Source organism: Trichormus sp. NMC-1, from assembly GCF_001858025.1.
Classification (GTDB): Bacteria; Cyanobacteriota; Cyanobacteriia; order Cyanobacteriales; family Nostocaceae; genus Anabaena.
This window is the reverse complement of the sequence record NZ_LZQD01000001.1, coordinates 1383151-1400255: the sequence shown is the minus strand read 5'-3', so window position 1 is coordinate 1400255 and position 17105 is coordinate 1383151. Positions and strand designations below refer to the sequence as shown.

At 37.7% G+C, this 17105-nt stretch carries 15 protein-coding genes; 5 read left to right on the top strand and 10 right to left on the bottom strand.

Annotation, left to right across the window (positions count from 1 at the left end; all coding sequences use genetic code 11):
* The first annotated feature begins 172 nt into the window (after window positions 1–172).
* From A9Y75_RS06230 to A9Y75_RS29395, 3 genes are all read left to right on the top strand, one after another.
* On the top strand, window positions 173–394 hold the full coding sequence (locus A9Y75_RS06230; protein WP_071188641.1) for a hypothetical protein: 222 nt from the start codon (window positions 173–175) through the stop codon (window positions 392–394).
* Between the two features lie 273 nt (window positions 395–667).
* On the top strand, window positions 668–1633 hold the full coding sequence (locus tag A9Y75_RS06225) for a transposase (protein ID WP_083389514.1): 966 nt from the start codon (window positions 668–670) through the stop codon (window positions 1631–1633).
* 389 nt (window positions 1634–2022) lie between these two features.
* Window positions 2023–2406: a hypothetical protein gene (locus A9Y75_RS29395; protein WP_236721338.1), complete on the top strand. Its 384-nt coding sequence runs from the start codon at window positions 2023–2025 to the stop codon at window positions 2404–2406.
* Between the two features lie 3 nt (window positions 2407–2409).
* Here the strand turns inward: A9Y75_RS29395 and A9Y75_RS06215 are convergent, their stop codons facing one another.
* From A9Y75_RS06215 to A9Y75_RS06190, 6 genes are all read right to left on the bottom strand, one after another.
* Entirely contained in the window at window positions 2410–3594 is a 1185-nt protein-coding gene (locus A9Y75_RS06215; RefSeq protein WP_071188640.1) for a DNA cytosine methyltransferase, read from the bottom strand.
* 141 nt (window positions 3595–3735) lie between these two features.
* On the bottom strand, window positions 3736–4338 hold the full coding sequence (locus tag A9Y75_RS06210) for a heme-copper oxidase subunit III (RefSeq protein ID WP_071188639.1): 603 nt from the start codon (window positions 4336–4338) through the stop codon (window positions 3736–3738).
* Between the two features lie 213 nt (window positions 4339–4551).
* Window positions 4552–6228 carry a cytochrome c oxidase subunit I gene (gene ctaD, locus A9Y75_RS06205; RefSeq protein ID WP_071188638.1) on the bottom strand — a complete coding sequence of 559 codons (1677 nt, stop codon included), beginning with the start codon at window positions 6226–6228 and terminating at the stop codon, window positions 4552–4554.
* A gap of 191 nt (window positions 6229–6419) precedes the next feature.
* Entirely contained in the window at window positions 6420–7346 is a 927-nt protein-coding gene (locus A9Y75_RS06200; protein WP_071188637.1) for a cytochrome c oxidase subunit II, read from the bottom strand.
* 144 nt (window positions 7347–7490) lie between these two features.
* Entirely contained in the window at window positions 7491–8099 is a 609-nt protein-coding gene (locus tag A9Y75_RS06195; protein ID WP_071188636.1) for a DUF2231 domain-containing protein, read from the bottom strand.
* On the bottom strand, window positions 8096–8596 hold the full coding sequence (locus tag A9Y75_RS06190; RefSeq protein ID WP_071188635.1) for a DUF2231 domain-containing protein: 501 nt from the start codon (window positions 8594–8596) through the stop codon (window positions 8096–8098). The genes A9Y75_RS06195 and A9Y75_RS06190 overlap by 4 nt, the downstream gene beginning before the upstream one ends.
* Before the next feature lie 715 nt (window positions 8597–9311).
* Here A9Y75_RS06190 and A9Y75_RS06185 point away from each other — a divergent pair.
* Window positions 9312–10100: an ABC-2 family transporter protein gene (locus A9Y75_RS06185; protein ID WP_071188843.1), complete on the top strand. Its 789-nt coding sequence runs from the start codon at window positions 9312–9314 to the stop codon at window positions 10098–10100.
* A 19-nt stretch (window positions 10101–10119) separates the two neighbouring features.
* Here A9Y75_RS06185 and A9Y75_RS06180 read toward each other — a convergent pair whose 3' ends face one another.
* From A9Y75_RS06180 to A9Y75_RS06170, 3 genes are all read right to left on the bottom strand, one after another.
* A complete protein-coding gene (locus tag A9Y75_RS06180; protein WP_071188634.1) occupies window positions 10120–10377 on the bottom strand; it encodes a hypothetical protein in 258 nt (85 codons plus the stop codon).
* Window positions 10378–10758: 381 nt separating this feature from the next.
* The gene (locus A9Y75_RS06175) at window positions 10759–12468 is read right to left on the bottom strand and encodes a serine/threonine-protein kinase (protein ID WP_071188633.1); all 1710 of its coding nucleotides are present in this window, start codon (window positions 12466–12468) and stop codon (window positions 10759–10761) included.
* Window positions 12469–12533: 65 nt separating this feature from the next.
* On the bottom strand, window positions 12534–13370 hold the full coding sequence (locus A9Y75_RS06170) for an alpha/beta hydrolase (RefSeq protein WP_071188632.1): 837 nt from the start codon (window positions 13368–13370) through the stop codon (window positions 12534–12536).
* A 165-nt stretch (window positions 13371–13535) separates the two neighbouring features.
* Between A9Y75_RS06170 and A9Y75_RS06165 the strand changes: the two genes are divergently transcribed.
* A complete protein-coding gene (locus tag A9Y75_RS06165) occupies window positions 13536–15068 on the top strand; it encodes a SagB/ThcOx family dehydrogenase (protein ID WP_071188631.1) in 1533 nt (510 codons plus the stop codon).
* Window positions 15069–15446: 378 nt separating this feature from the next.
* Here the strand turns inward: A9Y75_RS06165 and A9Y75_RS06160 are convergent, their stop codons facing one another.
* The gene (locus A9Y75_RS06160; protein ID WP_071188630.1) at window positions 15447–17048 is read right to left on the bottom strand and encodes an alkaline phosphatase D family protein; all 1602 of its coding nucleotides are present in this window, start codon (window positions 17046–17048) and stop codon (window positions 15447–15449) included.
* Window positions 17049–17105 lie beyond the last annotated feature (57 nt).

The following is a 17105-nucleotide window of genomic DNA, read 5'->3' as shown; positions in this document are numbered from 1 at the left end:
AGTGGAGGTCATAATATTCCAGAAGATATCATCCGCAGACGCTATGAACGTGGACGTAGAAACCTAACTGACCTTTATTTACCTTTGTGTGATACTTGGATAATATATAATAATTCTGGGAATGAACCTCAATTAGTTGCTGAATCGGGTGTAAATAAGGAAATGATAATTTATGAATACGGAATCTGGAATCAAATTACAGCAAGATAATAAATCTCAAGTTCCCGCTACAGAGTTACATCAAAAAATAGATGCTGGTGTGAAATTTGCAATAGCCAATGCAATAGAAAGACATCGCAGGTTAGGAGAATCAATTAGTATTTTGCGAGATGGTAAAGTGGTGACTTTAACAGCAGATGAAATACCACCTCGTGATGTTAAGCCTAATGTGTAGTCATAGACAATAAATGTCGCATAAACAAAATATTTGCTAAATGCGCCTCGAACAGGTTATTATAATTTTTTTATGTCTACCAAGTTAGAGGCTAAAACTCTCATACCACTTTCTATACAAGAACGGAAAGAACTAATCTAGGACTTACGCATTGACAGAATAACAAAATAGTGCATTGATAAATAAGAGTCGTCGAGTAATGGGTATGAGAGAATGAGAGAAATTACTAAACCCTCGACAGCACAATGCAATCTAGACATCTACACCTTATTTTTGCTGTCAGAGCCAAAGTATGGAGGGTGCAGTAGGTTAGCGGAGATATTGGGAGATGTTTCACATGATAGTGTAAACCGCTTTTTATTGAGAGAGAGATACGAACCCAAAGATTTATTCAGCATAATAGAGAAAATTATCAATCTGGAAGGAGGGATATTAAGTGTAGACGATACAGTCATAGAAAAGATTTACAGCGACCCTAAAAATGCGGAATTAATCAGTTATTTTTGGTCAGGGAAAGCCCATAAAACTATTATTGGCTTAAATTTAATTAGTCTATATTACAGTGATATTAATGGTAATTCAGTACCAATAAATTATAGAATATATGATAAAAAGGAGGGAAAAACAAAAAACGATTATTTTAGAGAAATGGTAATTGAAATAATAAGCTGGGGAGTCAAACCCAGAATGGTAACAGGAGATAGTTGGTATTCTGGAGTAGAAAACTTGAAATTTCTAAAAAACCAGAAATTGGGTTTCCTATTCGGAATTGAAAAAAATAGAACTGTTTCAAATGAGCCACACAAGTATTGTCAAGTAAGCACTCTGGCTATTCCCCAAGAAGGATTAAGGACTCATCTGAAAGAATTTGGATTTATAAAATTGTTTAGGAAAGACTTTAAAAAGGAAGACTCTAGACATTATATTTTATATCTACTAGATGAGGAGAAAATCAAAGACATAACCAGAAGTACCTTTATCACAATTCATGATACCCATTGGGGTATTGAAACATTTCATCGAGCCATAAAACAAGTATGTGGAATTTGTCGGTTCATGGTTAGAGATACCTGTGCAATCAAAACTCATATATTTTGTTCACTTCAAGCTTTTGTGAAATTGGAGTTTATGCGCTCTGAAAATATAATTAGCAATTGGTATGAAGTACAAAGGAATCTGTTTACTTCTGTTGTCCGTGAGCATATTTTTGCCAACCTTCGCAAGGATGCCATTATCTAGACTACATAGATGATATTTTTTGTCAATGCGTAAGTCCTATAATCTTACATCATGCGTCATTAATTGATGTTACTCATATAACCGATGAAGATTTGCACATAGCATACAAATACGGAAAAATTATTTACTCAATAGCATCAGGATATTTTGATTATCAAATTCAAAAAGACAATGATAATTACTCGATTCTAGAATTAGAGAATCAATCCAAGTTAATCAGCAATAAAACAGATAAATTTGCAGATGAATTTATTACCTGGTTAAAAGCAGATTTTGAAAAGAAAAGTGCAATACTTTAGCATCATCCTAACCCCCAAAATCTCTTTGAACTCTGTGGAGCAAAATTGCTAGTAACTAGTAACTCAGTTACAAGAAGCCTTAGCACAAAAATGGGGCAACTTTGGGAAGAAATAGCTGATATTAGCCCTTATGTAATTGTACCTGAATTTGAGTTTGGAATTAAAATCAAGGGAATAGATATTGTTATACTAACAGATGAAAAAATTAAATTTGCACAGTTAAAAACTTTAAAAGGTACTTTGACAGGTTCACAGACAAATAGAGCTAAAAAAGAATTAGGAATTCATGATTATCCCTTATTTATAGCCGCTTTTAATTTAGGTGGATGGACATTTAACGATTATAAAATTCCTCGCATAGCTGGTAAGGAGTTTTGGGATATGATTCATCTTGAATATGAGCTAATTGAGAACCATGTGAAAAATATGTTACAGAGAATTGATCAAGCTTTTGCAGAGTTAGCAGCAAAGTAAATTCTATAGAGAAAATAAAGAGAGTTGTTCAGCTACTGCTTTTCCTTTTGGTTGATTTTCCTGCATTAAATTAAACAGATAATCACCAAGTTCTTTAGCAAGTAAAACTGGTACTGCATTACCAATTTGTTTGTATTTAGAAGTTACCGAGCCATAAAAAATCCAATCATCAGGAAAAGTTTGAATTTTTGCAGACTCGCGCACAGTTAAAGGACGCAGTTCGACAGGATGACACATATCTGTAGCTTTTTGATGGGGACAGGTTGTGATAGTCGGTGAAGGTTTATCCCAAGATAATCTTCTGTAAAAACCAACTTTTCCCCCACCAGAATTATAAGCACCTCCCATTGCTTCTCTTTGCAATTCTTCTGGTAAATTTCTCCAATTTTGTCCTGCTTGTAATAATCTTAAAAACTTCAGACGATTTTCGGAGTAAGCAATAAATTCTGGTTTTATATCAACAAAATCTGTTAACGCATCTTTTAAAGTCCTCCACTTCGGTAGATTTTTATTATATATACCATCTTTGCTATATTTAGCTAGAGGAAATGTAGCAGTTTCACCATCTCTAGAACCAATAAAAACTACGCGCAATCTATTTTGGGGAACACCATAATCTGCTGCTTCTAAAAGGTTGTAAACTACGTTATAGCCTAAATCCTTCATTTCTGCTAAAACTACCTTCAAAGCAGCACCATTCATTTCATCAAGTTCTAAAGGTGGATAATCTTTTCCTCTTTGATTAATTGGCCTATGACGAAGAGAAGCAGAAAGTAAACCTCTGACATTTTCCATCAAGAAAAAGCGGGGTTGTATTTCTTTAACAATGCGGATAAAGTCCATAAATAAACTACCTCGAGGGTCTAGAACTGAACCGCGTTTTCCTGCGGTGCTAAATGGTTGACAAGGGGGACCACCAGTTACTAAATCTACCTCACCAACGCGTAAAGCGCGACCTAAATTTAAAACTCTTCCTCCTTCCTCAAGTAACTCTTGGGAACTGACTTTTTCTAATTCTCTGGGAATAGCACTTTCTTGGAGTTCAGGTCTATTGAGAGCAATTGTTTTTGTGGCATCTCGGTCTTTCTCTACTACACTTACTGTATGAAATCCAGCTTGTTCTAAACCTAAGTCTAAGCCAAAAGCACCGGTGAAAAGAGAAATAGAAATAAGTTGATTATTTATCATTATTTTTATTGAACTTTGTTCAAAATTTCCATATGTTATGATACATTAAAAATTCTATTTTTAGCAAATGATAAATATAATTTATTACAATTATTTAAAATAATTAGGTGGGCATTGCCCACCCTACTAACTATTCTTTCCCTACTGCCAAACGTAGATAAGTAGAAACAAAACAATCCAGATAACATCAACAAAGTGCCAAAACAACGAAGTTGAATTAACACCAAAGTGTCCAGTATCGTAATTACCGGGAATGAAAGAACGAATCAAAATCATCAACTGCAACAAAATCCCGGTGAAAACGTGCAAACCGTGAAATCCAGTTAACAGGTAAAACATCCCGCCAAAAGTACCGGAAGTAAAGCCAAATTTCAATTGACTCCATTCCACAGCTTGCCCATATAAAAAGTAGCTACCCATGAGCATTGTTGCAAATAGAAACAGGCGAAAACCTTGTAAATTTTGGCGTTGTAATTCTCTTTCTGCTAGATAAATCACAAAGCTACTAGCAACAAGAATTACTGTGTTAATGGCAGGTTCTTTAATTTCCAGTCCTGAAACACCAGGAGGAAGCCAGTTAACTGTTGTGCTTTTGTAGATAATATAGCCAGCGAAGAAACTTAAAAAGATGACACTTTCTGATAACAGAAATACAATAAAACCAAACATTTTATTGCCTTCTTCGTCATGTTCATGTTCATGGCTGACATGATGCAATTCTTCGGGATTGATAGAACTATCCATTGGGTAAATTCTCCTTTTGAGTTGTCAATGCAGAGGTATAGCAAGCAACAGATAAGGCGTTAGGACATCAACTGTAGTGCTAACACACGGCGTAAGCCATTGCTGAAACTTAGATAATAAAAGGCTTTTAGCACTGTCACCTGTCACCTGTTCCCTGTCACCTTCTACGCAGAGGGGACGCAGAGGTTTTCTACGTCCTTCTTTTTCTCTGCATTATTCTGGGTTGATTAATGTGGTGTGGTGTTCCAGGTTAGCTGTTAATGGTTCGGATTTTCCGTAGCCATAAGGTGCGCTAATAATGATGGGAATTTCTTCAAAGTTTTCTACAGGAGGAGGTGAAGAAATCATCCATTCTAAACCAATTGCCCTCCAAGGATTATTAGGTGCTTTTTCACCTTGCATCCAAGAAATCAACATATTGAAAATGAAGGGTAAGGTTGACATTCCTAATAAGAATGCACCTAGACTAGCGATAATATTCCAGAATTGATACTCTGGTGCATAGGAAGCAACTCGGCGTACCATCCCTTGCAAACCTAATGGGTGCATGGGTAAAAAGTTGAGGTTAGTACCGATGAATGTTAACCAAAAGTGAATTTGTCCCCAACCTTCGGAATACATTCGACCGGTCATTTTGGGGAACCAGTGATAAATGGCTGCATACAAACCCATCGTCACTGTTCCGTAAAGAACATAATGGAAGTGACCAACGACAAAGTAAGTGTTGTTAACGTGAACGTCTACTGGTACAGAAGAAAGCATGATTCCTGTAATACCAGCAAAAACAAACATCAGCAAACCACCTAAAGCGAATAGCATTGGTGTAGTTAATCGGATTTTTCCACCCCAAATTGTTGCTACCCAAGCAAATACTTTAATCCCTGTAGGAATGGATACAAACATGGTTGTCAACATGAAAATCAACCGCATCCACCCAGGTGTACCGCTGACGTACATATGGTGTACCCAGACGATACCGCTAACTACGGCGATTAACATGGAGGAAATAGCGACGACTTTGTAGCCAAATAATGGCTTGCGAGAATAAACGGGGAAGATTTCTGAGAAAATGCCGAAGATGGGCAAAATGATTACATAAACTGCTGGGTGGGAGTAAAACCAGAAATAGTGCTGAAACATGACTGGGTTTCCACCTTTGCTGGGGTCAAAAAAGGCAGTACCAACTGTTAAGTCAAACAGCAACATTACCGCACCAGCAGTTAAGGCAGGAAGTCCAAATAATTGGATGATTTGGGCGCTAAATACTGCCCACACAAATAAGGGCATTCTGAAGAAACCCATACCAGGGGCGCGCATTTTGACAATGGTGGTGACAAAGTTTACCGCGCCCATGATGGAGGAAACACCGGAAATAGCTACCGCTAATAACCACAGAACTTGACCATTAATCAAGTTACCTGTGGGGTTTTGGGTACTGACGGGGGGATATGCCCACCAACCAGATTGGGCGGGGCCACCGGGAACGAAGAAGCTGGACATGAGGAGAATGCCCACGACTGGAACCATCCAAAAGGCGACGGCGTTCAGGCGGGGAAATGCCATATCTCGCGCCCCAATCATCAAGGGTACGAGGTAGTTAGCTAAACCAACAAGGGAGGGAAATGTCCACAGGAACAGCATGACGGTTCCATGCATGGTGAACATTCCGTTATAAACGGTGCGATCGATTAAATCAGATTCGGGGGTGACTAGTTCTCCCCGCAAGATCATGGCGAAAATACCGCCAATGAGGAAGAAGAAAAATGAGGTGACGAGGTATTGAATACCTATGACTTTGTGGTCTGTGCTAAAGGTGAAGTATGTTTTCCAGTTGTTTGGTGGTTCGTGGTGATGTGATTCACCTGCGATGTGAATAGGAATGTTTGTCATTCGATTTCAGATTGTGAATTTTGGATTTTGGATTGTGGATTAAATGTCAGTCAGAATCACTTTTTGCTCAGGATTAAAGGATTAACAAGATTTAAAAAATCCACAGAAAATAATTAAATTAAATTAAATTAAATTAAATTAAATTCTGTAAATCCTTAAATCCTGTAAATCATGATGCTGATAAAAGTTAGTTAGCCAGAAAAGTTGACTACTGGAGGTGCAGCAGGTTTGACGGTTTCCCAACCAGTTTTTATGCTTTGGCTGCTGGTTTGGGCGTATTCGCTGGCAGCTTGATTTTTTGCTGGGGTGGGGATGTGGCTTGCAGCTTTTGTTAACCATTCGTGATACTTTTCTGGAGATTCAATAATCACGTTGGCTTGCATGGTTGCAAAGTATGTACCGCTGTATTGGGAATCGTTGAGGCTATATTTACCAGGGCGAATTGGTGTAAATTCAAAGTCGATTGTATGACCAGGAACGATGTCTTGTTTGAGGCGAAAAGCGGGTATGTAGAAGCCATGTAGCACGTCTTCTGATTGCAATGCTAAACGGATTCTGCGATCGCTTGGTAAATGCAATTCTGTACTGGTAACATTCTTCTCAGGATAATGGAACACCCACGCCCATTGTTTGGCTAGTACGTCAATTTTTTCTACAGATTCACCCACCACTTCTTCTGGTGTTTCTTGATCTGCTGCAAAAGCTGATTGCATACTAATGGGATTATGTAGGTGTACCAGTTGGGCTGGCCCTTGAATCGCCATTTGTTCGTAAACTTGGTAGCTGTAACTTGCAATCCACAGCACTAACATGATCGGGATTGCTGTCCACACAACTTCTAATGTGACGTTACCTTCAATATGTGGACCATCGCTCAAATCGTGTTGTTTAGCACGGTGGAAGGTAATTGAATACAAAACAGTGCTTGTAACACCTAAAAAGATGAAAGCACCCAATGTCACCAAAAAGCTAAACAAATCATCAATAAGATGAGATTCAGCCGAAGCTTGAGGGGGAAGCCAAGAATAAGCCTGTTTGCCAACACCGATACTGATCAAAGTGACGGCAACTATCCCAGACATCAAGGTTAATATATTTAAAATGTGCCGAATTTTCATGGTTACTCATTAGTCATTAGTCATTAGTCATTGGTCATTGGTCATTGGTCATTGGTAATTGGTAATTGGTAATTGGCAACAGAAATCTATTAATTACGAATTACGAATTACGTTGGCGTAGCCTGCCGTAGGCATTATTACGAATTAATTTCCCAGTACCTTGTTAATGTCTTGTCCCATTCTCAACAAGTTGTCTGCGGTGTTGTGAACGCCAAAATCAGCGGCTAATTGCGCTCCTAAAGTACCGTGTAAATACATCACAAACATGATGGAAATTCCTACTAACAGATAACTCCAGCGCACTTGTATATCTGAGTCTTTGCAGGAAATGTAGCGTTGCCATCCTCTCCAAAATGTCATGCCAATAATCAAAGCTAGTAGTGCAACACCGCCCACACCATGCCACATCATGGTTGCCATTGCTTGCATACCCCAAGCACTTTTAATATCAGCAGATGGGGTTGCTAAGAACATTTCATAAAAACCCGCAGCTACTGTGAAAAAGGTGATGACAGCAGAAGCTACCATGTTGTACCAACCAACTTCAAATAATTGAGCGCGTTCTACAGAAATTGCCAAATATTTGAAAGCCCATTGATCTAATGGGAAGAGTACACCAACGATATCGAAGATAATAGCAATGATGAATAAACCTAGTGTGAGATGTACTAAGTTGGGGTGAATGGGAATGCTATAAGGCAATCCATTTGCACCCATTTGAGCGCTGATTTGATCAATTAATTCTGAGTTCATGGTAATATTCCATCCTTTACCGCTTCCAAAACTGGTACGGTGTGTAGTCCATAAACCCACACAAGTTGATCACCGAGATATACTTGTACTCCAACGATGATGGTTAAAAGTAGCCCAGCAGCTAGATAGTGAATTGGTAGTTTTTGCGGGTTCCGGGTGCGGAGTACATAGCGCCAAGCTGTAATTGAGGCGATAATTCCCGAAAGTGACCAACCGATGAGGGTGTGGTAATTTAATACTGATTTAACTAGGTTGTAAGGTTTGGCTAAACCAGCTTCAAATTGACCAAAAATAATGGCGACAAAAATAGCAATTGTCGCTACACACATATTCCACCAACTCACTTCAAATAAGCGAGGTTTTCCAGCTAAATATCCAATTAAATCACAGAAAAAAGAAAATAGCACCATCGCAATTACGAAGTGAACGACGATGGGATGAAGTGTATCTGGATAAGGTAAATTATGGTCGTTCAACGACGTTAAAGACTCTAACATGAAATTCTCCTAGACTTATGTACTACTCCTGTACCAAACTTCAATAGTTGCTAAATCTCTGCTCATGGCAATTGATGAAAGCTTTTAAATGACCCTGCCATTAGGCATAAATAATTTGACGGCTGAATATTGAGGATTTGCGATCAATTTATTTGCTCATAACAACAGTCTGCAACAGCAATTTTCGATGTAGCTAAACTAAATCGCTGTTAGGGCTTTTATTTACTAAACCTATTTTTTAGGTTAGGTAAATTTTTGTAAATTGTCAAAAACCTAAAAGTTTAACTTTTAGAATTAGTAGAGAGCAAAAAAGGAAATATGCTAATCTAGCTACCTTTGCTTTCTTTAAATATTATGAAATAAAAGGCATAAATTTTGATGTCTAGTGGTGTACATATAAGAATTATTACTTTGTGATGGAAATGACAGAAATTTAGATTATTATTGTTACAGATAAAAACTGTCTATTTGGGTGATTTGGTTTAGTTAATAATTATTGTAAATTGGATATCGTGGGAATAGTTATTTTTTCTTCCTAGGAATATTCAGCACCTAAGTAAGTAGGCTTAATTCAATATAATATCTATCCTGAGATAATTTATTTTTATACCCATTTGTCTATGCTTATTTTACCTGTTCTGTCAAATATATGTTATACCAAATGAGATGAGTTTACTCTGAGATTATAGTGATGAGTTCTTACCAACTATCTATTCTGAAACAGACGATTAAAAAAGCCCTAACTTTACTTTCCGTTTACTATGCTTATATGCTAGAGTATCGCTCAGAACTAATATTATGGGTTCTGTCTGGTTCTTTACCAATTATTCTCATGGGTGTATGGATACAAGCAGCCCAAGGAGGAAAATTTGGTTTCACTGCTGTAGAATTTGCTCGTTATTTTTTCGCAGTTTTTCTAATCAGACAAATTACAGTCGTTTGGGTTATTTATGATTTTGAAAAAGAAGTAGTGGAAGGTAAACTTTCACCGCGATTATTGCAACCATTAGATCCAGGATTTCATCACCTGTTTACTCATGTTGCTGAAAGATTTGCCAGAATGCCTTTTGTATTTATATTAATAGGATTATTCTTTTTATTATATCCCCAAGCTTTTTGGATGCCCAGTTTGGCTAATTTATTGCTTTTTGTATTGGCTGCGATTTTAGCTTTCAGCTTACGATTTTTAATTCAATACACCTTTGCAATGTTCGCTTTTTGGACAGAAAGAGCGACAGCTATAGAAAATGTTTGGTTTTTCTTTTTTCTGTTTTTATCCGGTATGATTGCACCTTTAGATGTTTTTCCAGAAGCGGTGCGTAACGTGGTCATGTTTACACCTTTTCCCTATTTGATTAATTTTCCTGCAAGTATTTTGGTAGGGCTACCTGTGGATTTAACAAGAGGATTTTTATCAATTGTGGGTTGGTTACTGGTATTTTTGGGTGCAAATCGTTTGTTATGGCGTGCAGGCTTAAAGCGGTATTCAGGAATGGGAGCTTGAATAATTTATAATTTAATGTTTAATGTAGTTCAGAAGCGTGAATATTCTGTATAAATTCCCGTAGTTGAGCGAGATTATTTACAGTTAAGACATACTTCTGAATAGTCCTTAATCGTTCTAAATCAGAAATTGGTGATATTGCGTCCATTAGTTTCAAGCCTTCCATACCAAATTTTACATCTAAAGCTAATTCAATACTTGAAAGCCGTTCTTGCAACCGTCCTTCTTCTCTGCCCTTATGCAGAATTTCTTGATAAAAGAAAGATTTTTCTAACACTATTATCCTCCACCTGATAATTTATCTAACTTAGAAACTTAGATAAGTTGATGTTCTCCGCATAAATTCTCCTTTAAATTGTCTTTAACTGCTCTAAATCGGCAATTTTCGAGATTTATACCATTATGAGGAGATGATATTTTTCCTCTGCTAATGTGGCATAAGCCTGTATTCGTTTGGGAATTTCTGGCTGACATCATAATTGTAACTTGTTGAGTACAGCAAATTGATATATTGATAAATAAAAATTTTAAATAATACATGGCATTGGGAACTTAACTATTACAAATCTCCAAAAATTAAATATACGTTATCTAGTAACCTTGTAGAGACGTGACCTGGGTAGGAATTCTCGGCTCTACATTGTTTTTGGGAGAATCTCTATGACAAATTACTGGGTATAGTTTTAAATTTTTCTACCGAACCTAAAGAATAATCTTCTAATTTAAAATCAGCAAAAGGCTTTTTCTCTAATCTATCTCGTAAAGCTTCATCTAAGATTACACCTTCAGCTTGTTTTTTCACACCAATTATAATAATACTGCGTTGATAAGCTGTTGAATCTTGACTAGCTTGACAATCTTTTCTTTGGAATTGTCCCAGATTTAATAAGCGATAACCTGTAACTGTGGGTATATTGCTAAATATCTTTTTTACTAAGAGTTGGATTTGCTTAGAACGTTCTAAAGCCCGACTTTGTTCCGCTGCAATATCCCCTTCACAAGAAGCTGTTCCCACAGAAATAATCTCGCTGGGATTTTCCATGATTCGCTGAATACCTTCTTGTTCCAAGTTAGATTTTAACGAGTCAAGGGTAATAATTTGATCGTTATATTTAATTTGGTAGGTGCTACCTAATTGCCATTTATATTCTACTGATAAAACTGCAATATTAAATTCTGCTACTCTCCCTTGACTATCTTTGCCTTCTTCGTAGGGGAAATAATCAACTTTGCCTTTTTTGACGGGTGCTTGTCCATAATCAGGAGGAAGAACGGTGAATTTATGATTGCGGTTGGCTAATGCTACAGACCAAAGTAATAATAAGGAAACTATTAAAGCGGCTAACCATGCTAATAATGGTAATTTTTCTGGCTGCTTTTGTGGTGGAACAACGGTGTGATTAGTAGTTGTTTTATTAACTATTGCAGTTTTTAAACCACCGCCAATATTAATAGTTGCCGAGGTATTATCTGCAAGTAAAAATTCAATTTCTCCTAGTCTTTGTAAAATTTTTTCAGCATTGCTAGGACGTTGATTTACTGCTGTTAACATCAACCAATCAATAAAATCTAATAGCAGTTGTGAAACATGAGTTGCATGATTTCGCCATTCTAAAACATCCAGGTGGGGATTATATAATTGTACAGGTTGACATCCCGTTAATAAAAATACGAAAGTCCGTCCTAAAGCAAAAAAATCTGATTGGGGTATGGCTTGTCCTTGCATTTGTTCTGGAGGGCTATAACCTGATGATGTAATTGCTGTCATTCCCCCACCATTAGCCAAATAAGTTCTCGTAATTTCTCTGGCTGTACCAAAGTCAATTAATACTAATTGCCCGTCGGGGCGAATCATGATATTTGATGGTTTAATATCTCTATGTAGATATTGTTTATTATGAACTAAAGCTAATATTTCTAATAATTGTTTTAACCAAACTATAGCTTGGGCTTCGGAAATGGGACGGTTTTGTTGTTGCTTTAACCACTGTTCTAAGTTTGGTCCTTCAATTTTTTCCATCACCATACAATGCAACACCACAGCATTTCTGGTTTGATATGGAAAGTAACCCTCGGCTGTGGGAATACCAGGATGATTTAATTGCTCTAGGACATTGACTTCTTGTTGAAATAGTGAAACGGCTTTGGTATCTTTAGCTAATTCTTGTTTGAGGACTTTAAGGATTTTTGGTGTGTCTTGTTGATAAGCTTCATAGACTTTACTAAATCCAGTTTTGTCACTCAATAACCGCAATACTCGATAACGTCCTAACAATTCTAATTGAGAACCACAACTTTGACAAAAGCGGTTTTCGTCATTATCTGGGTGGTTGGGTTGAGAACAAACTGGATTAATGCAAAGACTCATAAACAATTAAAAATTAAGAATTAAAAATTGAAAAAAGATTGGGAACTGATGATTAGTACAATATCTCATGTTTGTGCCGCTAAAAAAGTGGCGACTGTCTGATTAAATTCTTCTGGGTTACTTAAAAATGGCCAATGATTTCCAGGAACTTGACAGAGTTGTAACTTTTTTAAGTTAGTTTTGTAAGGTTGAATTTGCCAATCTTGGCGGTTTACACCTTTTTCTGGTTGTATAAAGAGAGCAGGAGTTTCAATTGGATTAATAAATCCTGGTACGTCCATTACTGCGTCAAAAATCCCATCACGGGCTGCAATTGTAAATTTGCTACCCCAACTACTATCGGGTTTTTGTTCAATTCCGGCTTGAAAAACTTGCTGTTGCAAAGAACTCCAATTTTGATATTGACTGAGTTGTCTGATTTGTTGTTCGGCTTCTTCGTAACTAGCAAATGGCCCCATGCTTTTGAGGAAAGGTAAGACGCGGTACAAGAGAGGAAATGTGATTTTTAGGAAACTGGGCATTTTCCAGATAAAAATAGGGTCTACTAGAGTGATACTCCGTAAGCGTGCTGGGTTTTGTCTAGCCCAAATAGCAGCTAATTTACCTGTCCAAGAATGACTGACGATATGAGCAGCAGACCATCCCAGTTTATCCATTAATGCTTCCAAATCTGCGATCGCACTCTCAAAAGTATAATCCCTCTCTGGCTTACTACTCTCACCATGACCCCGCATATCTGGGGCAACTATATGGTAATCTGCTGCCAAATAATCACCCAAACTAGACCAAACCAAAGCATTATCAGCCATACCATGTAACAACAGTAATGGTTCTTGGCCTTGATTCCACTCTAGGTAAGAAAGTTGAATATCAGACGTTGATAGAGTTTGACGTACAGGCATCATTTGGACAATCTTCTCCCGGACAGGTAACTGGAAAGCGGATCAAAAAAGTTAATTTTTAGGTTTTAATTTTTAATTTTGATGATTGTACTCATTAACACGAAATAATAGAGCTAATGAATGTCAAGATCAATAATAGGACTAACCGAGAATATTAAAAATACTATGCCAGAAATACACCAATCCATTGCCCAACATTACCACGAACGTACTAAATACAACCCGGAGACTCTAGCCTCTAAAGGTCAGAGGTTAGACTGGGCTAAACAGCCAGTACCCTTCAAAGAGTACAAAATTGGCTCTGATATTGACCTTAAACCCTATCTACAAGAAAAACCAGATACATTTGCCAATGATCCAGATTCTCAATGGTGGCAGAGACTTTCACAACTACTGTTTCGCAGCTACGGACTAACGGCAAAAATGCCTTCTATGGGTAGTGCTGTATATTTGCGATCTGCACCTAGTGCAGGCGGTTTGTATCCGGCTGAACTATATGTAGTTTCCCGTGGTACGCCTTTACTGCCACCGGGACTTTATAACTATCAATGTCGGACTCATTCTCTCAAGCATTATTGGGAAAATGATGTTTGGCAAGCTTTACAAGCAGCTTGTTTTTGGCATCCTACTTTAGAAAATACCCAACTTGCACTGATTACTACTTCTGTTTTTTATCGTTCAGCATGGCGTTATGAAGATAGAGCTTATCGGCGAATTTTTCTAGATACAGGACATCTTTTAGGTAACATCGAGTTAGCTGCTGCTATTACTGATTATCGCCCCCATTTAATCGGTGGCTTTATAGATGAGGCAGTCAATGATTTATTATATATTGATCCTCAACAAGAAGGTGCTACTGCTGTATTAGCGTTGGCAGATTTGTTAGATATTCAACAAAATTTACCTTTGGGACAAACTGCGTTACCTTCTACAACTGAAACCAATTATCCCTCAATTCCCGATGGAGAACTGCTGAAATATTTTCATTTACATACCCAAATTCAAGCTGGTACAACTGGTAAGCAAAATTTGCCAACGGTACAACAAGAAAGCTCTTTAGAGGATAAATATAATTTTCCTTTTTGTGACAAAGTTTCCACTGTTACTACTTCCATTTATTGGGGTAAAAATCTTTCAGAATTAGAGAATACTATCTATAATCGACGTTCTACCCGCGCTTATAGTGGTGATGATTTAAATTTAAATGAACTCAAAGCTTTACTCGATTTTACTTACCAACCACAAAATTACATTGACCAAAGTTTAGATACTTATCCAGATTACTTTGACCTGAATTTAATTGAAACATTTATTGCCGTTTCTGGTGTCAACGGACTAGATTCAGGTTGTTACTATTATGCACCTAAAGCCCAAGAATTAAGACAAATTCGCTTTAAAAATTTCCGACGTGAGCTACATTTTCTGTGTTTAGGTCAGGACTTAGGACGGGATGCCGCAGTAGTAATATTTCATACTGCTGACCTGAAATCTGCGATCGCTCAATATGGCGATCGTGTTTATCGTTATTTACACATGGATGCTGGACATCTCGGACAAAAGATCAATTTAGCTGCGATTCGCTTGAATTTAGGTGTTAGCGGTATTGGTGGCTTCTTTGATGATCAAGTCAATGATGTTTTGGGTATTCCTGCTGATGAAGCTGTTCTCTATATCACAACTTTGGGTAGACCAAGATAAAACAAACCGCTCCAGATCAGGAAAATACAGATATTTTCTGTGTCAGTAAGTGGGCGTTAAAAAATATAATATAAACCTAACCCCCCAACCCCCTTCCCTACTAGGGAAGGGGGAGTCAAAGCCTCTCCAGTATTAAGAGTTATTCCTTTTCCCTCTCCACCCCCCAAGTTCCCCCCGTTGTAGCAACTGGCGGGAGAGGAATGGTGTTCCCTCTCCTTTCAGGAGAGGGGTAGGGAGAGGTAGGGGAGGTTTCCAATTATATAAGGCACATCATAGCCCCCTCATCGCTTGCGGGGAGGGGGTTGGGGGTGGGGTTTTTGTACCTCACTCAACCGAGAACCTCTATAAACCCGTTCCTTTCCAGAAGTTAGCTCACATTTAATTTGTATAAACCTCTGGCTGTAAATCTACACTATAGAGCTTTTCACCTGCCAAATTATGCAACGTCACAGTTAAAACTTCAGTTTTTCCGTCAATTTTTACAGTCCCAAAAAATTGCAAACCTGCACTTGGTGGTTGATTTTGTTTCATATCTGCTGGGATACTTTGAAACTTTACTTGTGGACCAAAGGTATTATCAAGTTGAGCCGGGCCAAATGTTCCAGAATTGAGTGGTCCGGCGACAAATTCCCAGAAAGGTTTAAAGTCTGTAAATTGGGCTTTATTAGGATCATAATAGTGGGATGCAGCATAATGCACATCAGCAGTTAACCAAACAACATTTTGGATATTGTTGTCTTTAATAAAGCGGAATAAATCTGCTAATTCTAATTCTCTTCCCAATGCTTTTCCATCACCATTAGCAGCATTTTCAAAGTTGGTTTGACCATCGCGTACTACTAACCCAATCGGCATATCACTAGCAATTACTTTCCAAGTGGATTTTGAGTTCTTTAATTTGCTCTTTAACCAACGTAATTGAGAACTACCAAGAAATGCTGTTTCTGTACTCATTACTGTTTGGTTATTTGGAGAATTTTTTCCCCGATAGCTGCGTTTATCCAGCATAAAAATTTCTAGCAATTGCCCATAATTGAAAGCACGATAAATGCGTTCCGGGTCTTTAGCATCAAAGCGGATAGGATTATATTCTAAAAATGCTTGTTTTGCCCGTGATGCTAATAGAGAAACATCCTTAACTGTGTAGCGACTATCATCTAATATCTGTCCAGGATACCAATTATTTCTGACTTCATGATCATCCCATTGCACCAATTGAGGAACTTGAGAATTGAAACGAAGGATGTTTTCATCTAGTAAATTGTAAGTAAAATTACCTCGAAATTCTTTGAGGGTTTCTGCTACTTTTGACTTTTCTTCTGTAGTGATGTTTTTCCAGATACTACCATCATCTAGTTTTACCTCGGCTTGAATAGGATTATCCGCATAAATAGTGTCCCCAGAATGAATAAAAAAGTCAGGGTTTAGCTGACGAATCGATTCGTAAATTTTCATACCACCCCATTCTGGATTAATTCCCCAACCTTGACCTGCGGTATCTCCAGACCAAGCAAAATAGATATCCTGTCCTCGTCCTTGGGGCGCAGTTTTTAAATGTCCGATAACAGGAGCGCTGTAGATGTTTTCATCCCCTACATCTTGGAACGTGACACGGTAAAATATATCTTGACCTGATGGTAAATTATTTAGATATGTCCGTGCGGTAAAATCAGTATTTGCCGCAGCGACTTGTCCAATGATTCGGCGAGGATTGCGAAAATTATCATCAGTAGCATATTCTACAATCATTCGTGCAGGTCTATCGCTCCGACTCCAAATCACCCCGCTATTGCTGTTAATATCGCCACTAGCCACACCGTAGGGAATAGCTGGGCGATTTTTATCTAATGTGATAAATGCAGGTGTCTGCGCTAAACCTGATTGTGACCACAGATTTGCCCCGATGATGCTACCGCTACTCATGGCAGCTTGTATTAAAAAGTGTCTGCGTTTCAGTTTTGATGACATATCTAATTTCATAAATTGACTCCTTAGTTATTGATATAGCAATCCTAAATGATTTATTTATGAACGCTT

Coding starts and splice junctions, on each gene's coding strand:
- A9Y75_RS06230 (WP_071188641.1), top strand. CDS start 173: ATGAATACGGAATCTGGAATCAAATTACAGCAAGATAATAAATCTCAA.
- A9Y75_RS29395 (WP_236721338.1), top strand. CDS start 2,023: ATGGGGCAACTTTGGGAAGAAATAGCTGATATTAGCCCTTATGTAATT.
- A9Y75_RS06215 (WP_071188640.1), bottom strand. CDS start 3,594: ATGATAAATAATCAACTTATTTCTATTTCTCTTTTCACCGGTGCTTTT.
- A9Y75_RS06210 (WP_071188639.1), bottom strand. CDS start 4,338: ATGGATAGTTCTATCAATCCCGAAGAATTGCATCATGTCAGCCATGAA.
- ctaD (WP_071188638.1), bottom strand. CDS start 6,228: ATGACAAACATTCCTATTCACATCGCAGGTGAATCACATCACCACGAA.
- A9Y75_RS06200 (WP_071188637.1), bottom strand. CDS start 7,346: ATGAAAATTCGGCACATTTTAAATATATTAACCTTGATGTCTGGGATA.
- A9Y75_RS06195 (WP_071188636.1), bottom strand. CDS start 8,099: ATGAACTCAGAATTAATTGATCAAATCAGCGCTCAAATGGGTGCAAAT.
- A9Y75_RS06190 (WP_071188635.1), bottom strand. CDS start 8,596: ATGTTAGAGTCTTTAACGTCGTTGAACGACCATAATTTACCTTATCCA.
- A9Y75_RS06175 (WP_071188633.1), bottom strand. CDS start 12,468: ATGAGTCTTTGCATTAATCCAGTTTGTTCTCAACCCAACCACCCAGAT.
- A9Y75_RS06170 (WP_071188632.1), bottom strand. CDS start 13,370: ATGCCTGTACGTCAAACTCTATCAACGTCTGATATTCAACTTTCTTAC.
- A9Y75_RS06165 (WP_071188631.1), top strand. CDS start 13,536: ATGCCAGAAATACACCAATCCATTGCCCAACATTACCACGAACGTACT.
- A9Y75_RS06160 (WP_071188630.1), bottom strand. CDS start 17,048: ATGAAATTAGATATGTCATCAAAACTGAAACGCAGACACTTTTTAATA.